Origin of the sequence: Actibacterium sp. 188UL27-1, assembly GCF_016901225.1 — a bacterium.
Lineage (GTDB): Bacteria > Pseudomonadota > Alphaproteobacteria > Rhodobacterales > Rhodobacteraceae > 188UL27-1.
Map to the genome: position 1 here is coordinate 134252 of NZ_JAFEUL010000011.1, position 7874 is coordinate 142125.

The window sequence follows — 7874 nt, forward strand, 5'->3', positions numbered from 1 at the left end:
AAAGTCCTTTGCGCGTATGACGCGAGGTGAATTAAAGGACCCAGAACTATGGATTACGATTTGTTCATCATCGGCGGCGGTATCAATGGCTGTGGTATCGCGCGGGATGCTGCGGGGCGGGGCCTAACCGTCGGGTTGGCAGAGATGAACGATCTGGCCTCTGCGACCTCGTCTTCCTCCACCAAGCTCTTCCATGGAGGATTGCGGTATCTGGAATATTTCGAATTTCGGCTCGTCCGCGAAAGCCTGATCGAGCGCGAAACGCTTTTGCGTGCCATGCCACATATCAGTTGGCCTATGCGGTTCGTCCTGCCATACCACCGCGACATGCGGTTCGACAGTGACACGCCGACCTCTCGGCTGCTTACCCGCATCATGCCATGGATGAAAGGGCGCCGTCCGGCCTGGCTTGTCCGCCTGGGCCTGTTCCTTTATGACAGCCTGGCTCACCGCGCCATTTTGCCGGGTACGGGCACTCTAAACCTGCGGTTTCACAAGGCGGGCAAGCCGCTGCAGGACCGGTTCCAACTGGCCTACGAATATTCCGATTGCTGGATCGAGGATTCGCGCCTCGTCATCCTCAACGCTCGCGACGCGGAAACCCGTGGGGCGCAGATCATGACCCGCACAAAGGTGACCGCCACCGAACGCCACGCAGACCACTGGGCTATCACCCTCGAAGACACCACCGGCGCCCGTACGGTCACTGCTAAGATGCTGGTCAATGCGGGCGGCCCATGGGTTGAGGAGGTGCTGCGCAACCGTGCCCGCATCAATGCGACCGAAGGTGTCCGCCTCGTGCGCGGCAGCCATATCGTGACCCGCAAACTCTATGACCATGACAAATGCTACTTCTTCCAGGGTGAAGACGGGCGCATCATCTTTGCCATTCCCTACGAGACAGATTTTACCCTGATCGGTACCACCGATGCCGAACATATGGATCCGTCGCAAAAACCCGAATGCTCGCCCGAGGAGCGCGACTACCTGCTGACTTTCGCCTCGAACTATTTCAAACAGCCCGTGACCCAGGACGACATCGTCTGGACTTATTCGGGCGTTCGCCCGCTTTACGATGACGGGGCCAGCAGTGCGACGGCGGCAACCCGTGACTATGTGCTAAAAGTCGATCAAGCAGGCGGCGCGCCCATCCTCAATGTCTTTGGCGGCAAGATCACCACCTACCGGAAGCTGGCCGAACATGCGTTGGATCGGATCGTGCCCTTCTTCCCCGGCACCCCTGCGGAATGGACAGCCGGGATCGCTTTGCCCGGTGGGGACTTCCCCGTTCGCGGCGCTCCCAAGCTGGTTGCGCAGTTACAGGCTGATTATCCATTCCTGACTGACCGATGGGCTCTGCGTTTGATCCGCGCCTACGGGACTGAAGCTGCAGACATGCTGGCCAATGCAACCACTGCCGCCGATCTGGGCGTGGATTTCGGTGCCACCCTGACGGCACGAGAGGTCAAATGGCTGATGCAAAAAGAATATGCCCGCACCGCCGAAGACGTCGCTTGGCGCCGTTCCAAACTCGGCCTCCGCCTTGCGCCCGAGCAGCTTAAAACCCTGGACGACTGGATGCAAAAACACGCAAAAGGGGTCGCATCAGCAGCCTGACGATCAAATAGCAACCTGTGGGCTGGTGATCTTCTGGGACCGACCCCCGGTGAAACGCGGTACAATTTGCGTCTGCGCATCGGTTTTTCGGGGTCCGATCAAGGTGCCGCGCCATACAAAACAGCGTAAACGCCAAGCATTTCTGACCCAAACCGGATGTTCAAAACATCGTCATCAATTGACATGATGCGAAGACATACCAGCCTGCTTTTGCGGTACTGATGCTGCTGGCGAGGGATTTGCCTAGGCTGGAGCGGTAGATTGGCTGAGTGGTATGGTTTGCCTGTTTGGCGATTGGGACCTTCTCCATCTGACGACCGGAAGGTCTGATGACCGATCAATACGTGCCACCATTGCGTCAGCGCATTCTCGAAGCGACACCCGTGCCGGATCCCTTTACGGGATCGCTTATGGTCGGCGGGTTCAGAGCGAGGTCACCCACCTTGAGGGCAGCGATGTTAACAGCGACCGAATGCTGGTCCGTATCAATCGGGGCAATGTCCGCCAGATCTAAAAGGCTGTGGCGCAAATCTGATATACCGGAAAAGATATGTTGAATGCGGGCGTCAACCGAGCCTGTCGCATCCGACAAGGTGGCGAGGTCGCGGGTGGTGTCATGCAGGATGCCGTCCCAGCTCCAAAGGCGCTGACGACGCTCGGTTTGATCCATGGCGACAAGCCGGAAATAAAGCGACGACGAAAGAACCAACGCGCAGTTCAGTCGTTCATCGAATTCAGTTGAGCCTTGGTCGGGCATCGCAACGAGCCTCGATAGAAACATTTCGGAAGGATAGGCGTCATGGCGCGGCTGCGTCTTTCACAATTCTCCGATCCTTAGCGCAGCAATCTGGCAACGACGCCGGTCTTGGGGGCATCACTTAGGGATCAGGGAACTCATACCGCTCGAGTTTGTCCGGCAGCTCAGAGGCCACATGGTCGATGAAGGCTCGCACGGCGGGCCGCATCAATCGCCGCGAGGGAAAAACCGCGGACACATCGGAACGTTGCACCGAATACTCGGGCAATTCGCAACGCAACCGGCCAGCAATGACATGCGGGTAGGCCACCATGCGCGGCAGCGCTACAACAAGATCGTTGACCAGCGCCACATCGCAAAGAACAAGCGGATCGAGCGTGATCAAACGCGGCGCCACATGGAGATCGTGCATCGTGCCTGCTGCATCCGTCAAACGTATGACGCGTCCATCGCGATCCGCACGACGCAGTAAGCCCACCGGCAATCCCTTGAGATCGTCGAGACCTGCCAAGGGCGTCTGACGCGAGGCCGTACCGCGATAAAGTGCGGCACTGGCCGTGCCGAGCTTGCGCGCGATAAGGTCGCCAGCGCCCACCGGCCCGAAACGGATCGCAAGGTCGAAACCGTCCGATATCAGATCGGTCCGCTCATTCGACAGATCGAGGAAGACATCGCAGTCGGGGTTCTGCGCCAGAAAGCCGCCGATGACATCTCCAAGTAGGCTCTGCCCCAGGATCACCGGCGCTGTGACCCTGATCCAGCCGCGCGGTGTGTCGCGCAAAGTCTCGATCGACATCGCGGCGCTCTCGGCTTCGTCGATCAGGCGCCTTGCATGGGCGATGAGTGTCTCGCCGACCTCGGTGGGTCGCACGGCGCGGGTCGACCGTTCGAACAGCTTTAATCCGGCGGCCGCCTCCATCGCGGCGATCCGGCGCGTCACCGTCGCCGGCGGCATGGCCAGACGACGCCCGGCCTCGGCAAAGCTTGGGCTTTCGCCGGCGACGACCAGTAACCGCGCATCGGACAAGGTTTCGAACATCACCATTCCATTTTGATCAATAAGCAATGTCATTTCTACCTAATGCGAAACGCGACCTAAGCACCACATCCAAGGGCAATCGCAAGTCATGCCGGCCATTGGATTGCCGGCTGCTAGAAAGGATCCAAACGATGCACGACTTTTCACACATATCCGCGTTTCCCGTCATCTTGATGTTCACCGTCTTCGCCTTTGCCGCATTCCTACCGATGCTCGCTTGCGCGTCCGTCCTGTTCGCGCGCAAGGCCTGGTCAGCCGACGGGGCCATGCCTCTGCCATGGATACACCGGGCGCGCATGTTTGACGCCATGGGGTCGTCTGCGCGGGAGCAGACGGGTGCACCCAGGACCGACAGCACCGCCTTTGACACCTACCGGGCCGAGACATTGGCACGTCTGGAGGAAGAGGCGAAAGCCTTTGCTGCCTACCGCGATCGGTTGCGGGTTGCGAAGGATCGTGCTGCCTTCGAACGCTTCATGGATGAGATGAAGAACACTCCAACCAGCTGAGCAATGTTGCTCCCTTCGCTGTCGCTGTCGCTGTCGCTGTCGCTGTCGCTGTCGCTGCCCGTGGCAAGGGGCCGTCCGAACCGAGTAATCTGAAAGGTTATCGTGGTTCGCTGAAAGATCCGGGACGGCCAGAATATCACCATAGCCCTGTCATTCGCACTTGTTCCAACCCAACCAGGAGACCCCCAATGACTCTACCCAGTTCAGAACTCACCCCCGATAACTGCGCCTTTCTGATGATCGACCATCAGGTCGGCCTGATGCAGTTCCTTAACTCGGCAGATCCGATGCTGATGAAGAACAACATCTTGGGCCACGCAAAAACGGCCAAGGCTTTCGATATTCCTGTGATTATGGGGACCAGCTGGCCACAAGGTCCAAACGGCCCAACGATGCCGGAACTCAAGGCGATCTTTCCTGACGTTGAGGTCATCGACCGGCCCTTCGTCAACTTCTGGAACGACGACGCTTCGCGCAAGGCAGTCGAAGCGACGGGGCGCGAAAAGCTTGTGATTTCAGGCCTGGCGACCGAGGTTTGCGCTGCCTTCCCGGCGATCTCGGCGTTGCGCGACGGCTACGAGGTCTACGTCGTCATCGACGCCTCCGCCGATTTCAACCCGCTCATCACGCAGGTGACCGCCACCCGGCTTGCCGCTGCCGGCGCTATTGTTACCACATGGGTCGCCGTACTGGCAGAGCTCGCTGGGAACACCCAGGTCAATGGCCACCACATCGGCAAATTGTTGAGCGAGCATATGGGGCAATATCAAGCGGCGATGAACAACTTCCTCGGAACCGCCACCCATGCCGATGAGGTCCGTCAGGCTGTGGGGCTGAATGGCCACCCGCCGATCCCGATGGCGGGTGAGTAACCCTATCTTCCACCGCCGCCCTCAGATGAAAGGGCGGCGGCCTTTCCCGGAGTGTTTGACCATGACCGAAACCACTTCCAATGCCTCGTGGCCGCAGGATCGCCTGAGCCGCAACTGGACCATCATCGGTGGTATCCTTTTGGCGGCACCGGTCGCACAACCGATTGTGGCGCGCTACCTATCGACGATCTCTCCAGCTAATCTTCTCGCGCCTATGACGACGATGACCGGTGGCGAACCGTTGCCGCAAGAGGTTGAAGCGCTTTTTGCCGGTGTCTTTGCAAATATCCGTTTCTCGCTGGCCTTCGCCGCTGTGGAGCTGATGGCTGGTGGTCTGATCCTTGCGGCCGACTTGTGGCTGAGTGCCGCGGCGGATTGGCGCCGCGCCGTCCTGATCGGGGCGAGCAATGTGGGTATTGCCGCGTTTGTCGGCATTGGCCTTTACTTCGCCTATTCCTCGGTCGTTATCGGCAGTGCCACGAATACGCCTCTTACCCTTTCGCTGATAATGGCCATGTTCGGTTGCGTTGTGGCATTCTTTCCAGCGCGTTGGCTGTGGCGAAACAGTCGTATCCTCCGGCAGGTATGACCGCGAAACAGGCGTTCTTACGCGGCGACGGGAGCGCGGTGGCAAATGTGGCAGCTACTCCGGCCAATCCGCAGTGCACGCCGCAATAAAGATGAAGAAATGGAGGCGGATAGATGAAAGTTCTAGTGGTCGGCGCAACCGGCAATATTGGGCGGAAGACTGTGGCGGAAGCCCTGCAACTGGGCCATGAGGTCACCGCATTCTCCCGATCCTCGCGCGGGTTTGGGCCGGCAACCGGGCTCAATCTTGCATCAGGAGATGTTCGTAGCTCCGAAGATCTGAAGGCGGCGGTACCTGGCCACGACGCGGTGATCCTGACCTTCGGCGCGCCCCTGAACCGCGATACGATTTTGCGGCCAACGGATATCTGCGAAGTCGGCACGCGCAACGTGGTGGCGGCCATGCAGGCCCATGACGTACCACGCTTGATCGCGATGACCAGCATCGGCGCAGGGTTCTCCAAGGGTCGGGGCCGGTGGCCGTTCCGCAACATCATTGCGCCGTTTCTGCTGCGCAACATCCTGGCCGACCGAGTAGTCCAAGAGGAGGTGGTTATGGCCTCCGGTCTACCGGAATGGGTCATCGTGCAGCCAGCGGAACTGACAGACGGCAAACGCAGAAGCGATCTGCGGCACATGACGGACTTCGAGGGGCAGCCACAGCCCACGACCGTCGCCCGCGCCAGCGTTGCAGCTTTCCTCGCATCCATGGTGTCTGACAAAAGATTTGATGGCGGCGGTGTCCTGATCTCCGACTAAAGCCAGACCGACTGTGCTGCCGGGATATGAGAGCAAAGTGCTGATGAAGGACTGACCTGACAGCAAAGACTGGCGCCTGGTCATTCTGAAACGTAAAGATCAGACCTTTCGGATCGCTGGGTTCAACTGGATGGTCTATCTGGGCCGAACGTGCGTAGTTGGGCATCTTTAGGAACAAATTGTGAACATCTTGGCTTCGCGGATCTAGCGCCATTTCGCTGCGGTTGCGCCGATGTCTGAGCAGGTCAGTTAGAGCAGTCGTCTCTTGCAAGCTTTAAGAGCAATTCTTTATCATTCTATTTTCAAGCCGAGGACGCCAAAGATCGCTTTCAGAGGTGGCCTGAGAAACCTGAACAGTTGAGTTAGGTGGATTTTTCGCTCGTGATCCGGCAGCCTGCCGGGACGAAGGAGCGAAGATGGCAAGACGGAACCACAGCCCTGCATTCAAGGCGAAAGTCGCGTTGGCGGCTTTGAAGGGCGACAAGGGTGTGAGGGATCAGAAAAGCGTCCAGTGGACGGTTTTCCATGAAGCACGGGCGAACCTGCGACGCAGTTCGATGTGCATCCCAACCAGATCAAGCAGTGGAAAGACCAGCTCCTCGATGGCGTGACGGATGTCTTCGACGACAAGCCAAAAGCGTCATTCACCATAGCGACCAGGGATCGCAATATACATCGGTGGCTTTTGGCCTGCGTTGCAAAGAGATGGGCGTGCGACCGTCGATGGGATCGGTCGGTGATTGCTACGACAACGCGATGTGCGAGAGCTTCTTCGCCACGCTTGAATGCGAGTTGCTCGACCGGCGCAAGTTCAAGACCAAGGCTGAGGCCCGAGTGGCCTGCTTCGAGTTCGTCGAGGGCTGGTACAACCCCTCGCGCCGCCATTCAGCTTTGGGGTATAAGTCACCAATCAACTACGAAAGGACCGCCGCTGAAGGGCTGGAATCTCTAAGCCCATAACCGTCCACGAAACCGGGGGAACTCCAACTCCAGATCTACATCAGCGGGCGGCTCCCGATCTGGTCCGAAGCCAACCGCATACGCAGCCTTCAACCTGTCCAAGCGCAGATCGGTGTAGATCGGCATCAACGGAGTATCGCGTATCTCGACCTTCGCAGCCGCAACCAACTCGGGGTCGAGAGTATCAACGTATTCTTTCAGCCCCGGCAACCCCGGAAGGGACTTCTTGCCAACGATAGCGTCACCACGTTTCACCTCTTCAATTCGATAGTTGATCTCCCAGATCGGCACGTCCAATGAAGGCTTTCCCGCATAGTCGGCCTCGGCCAGCATCTTCGCCGCTGCCTGCCAGGGGCGGGGCAGGGATTCTCGGGTGAAGTATTGTTTCTCACCCTCAAGCTGTTCTGTCATCTCGTAGAAGCTAGGGAGGCCCAGAGGATCAGGTTCAGCAGAACGTTTGGCCTTAGCCTCCCGCACAGCAGCCACCCCAGCCTGTCAGGGTTGCGAAGTTTGGCGATGAGTTCGTCGTGTTCTTCAGCCCAAGTCACCACCATCTGAACAGCCTTGGAGTATCTGACATCGCCACATGGCAATTGCCATCTACGAATACCTAGGTGAGCCTGCAACTTCTGCGGAACACGACGTTGGTAGTGACCTGCTCCCCTTAGAGTCCGCTAATTTAGGTTAGCTCTGTTCAGGTTTTGGTCTTCCTTTGACCGGTTAGCATATTCGGCTGGCGTCATACCAGCGAGGCTTGTGTGCGGACGGTGGTT

General features: G+C 58.5%; 8 protein-coding genes and 2 pseudogenes. 7 read left to right on the forward strand and 3 right to left on the reverse strand.

Translation table 11 applies throughout. The features are described 5' to 3' along the window. Positions 1-48: 48 nt before the first annotated feature. Complete coding sequence (glpD, locus tag IU397_RS15140; RefSeq protein ID WP_204415306.1) at positions 49-1617, forward strand: glycerol-3-phosphate dehydrogenase; 1569 nt, start codon at positions 49-51, stop codon at positions 1615-1617. A 358-nt stretch (positions 1618-1975) separates the two neighbouring features. On the opposite strand, the gene IU397_RS15145 is transcribed toward glpD, so the two are convergent. Continuing rightward, entirely contained in the window at positions 1976-2374 is a 399-nt protein-coding gene (locus tag IU397_RS15145) for a hypothetical protein (protein WP_204415308.1), read from the reverse strand. Between the two features lie 121 nt (positions 2375-2495). Next, positions 2496-3413, reverse strand: a complete 918-nt coding sequence (locus IU397_RS15150; protein ID WP_204415310.1) for a LysR substrate-binding domain-containing protein — start codon at positions 3411-3413, stop codon at positions 2496-2498. Between the two features lie 131 nt (positions 3414-3544). Between IU397_RS15150 and IU397_RS15155 the strand changes: the two genes are divergently transcribed. The 6 genes and pseudogenes from IU397_RS15155 to IU397_RS15180 all read left to right on the forward strand — a co-directional run. Then, entirely contained in the window at positions 3545-3922 is a 378-nt protein-coding gene (locus IU397_RS15155; RefSeq protein WP_204415312.1) for a DUF2852 domain-containing protein, read from the forward strand. Between the two features lie 236 nt (positions 3923-4158). Further along, positions 4159-4794, forward strand: a complete 636-nt coding sequence (locus tag IU397_RS15160; RefSeq protein WP_204415314.1) for an isochorismatase family protein — start codon at positions 4159-4161, stop codon at positions 4792-4794. A 61-nt stretch (positions 4795-4855) separates the two neighbouring features. Next, complete coding sequence (locus IU397_RS15165) at positions 4856-5383, forward strand: hypothetical protein (RefSeq protein WP_204415316.1); 528 nt, start codon at positions 4856-4858, stop codon at positions 5381-5383. Between the two features lie 113 nt (positions 5384-5496). Next, the gene (locus tag IU397_RS15170) at positions 5497-6141 is read left to right on the forward strand and encodes an NAD(P)-dependent oxidoreductase (RefSeq protein ID WP_204415318.1); all 645 of its coding nucleotides are present in this window, start codon (positions 5497-5499) and stop codon (positions 6139-6141) included. A 416-nt stretch (positions 6142-6557) separates the two neighbouring features. Then, a pseudogene (locus IU397_RS15175) lies at positions 6558-6781 on the forward strand (transposase); the annotation flags it as partial. Beyond that, positions 6763-7101: pseudogene (locus tag IU397_RS15180) on the forward strand (transposase); the annotation flags it as partial. The pseudogenes IU397_RS15175 and IU397_RS15180, both read left to right, overlap by 19 nt. Here the strand turns inward: IU397_RS15180 and IU397_RS15185 are convergent. Continuing rightward, entirely contained in the window at positions 7090-7512 is a 423-nt protein-coding gene (locus IU397_RS15185) for a hypothetical protein (RefSeq protein ID WP_204415320.1), read from the reverse strand. The pseudogene IU397_RS15180 and the gene IU397_RS15185 sit on opposite strands and share 12 nt — an antisense overlap. Positions 7513-7874: the final 362 nt, after the last annotated feature.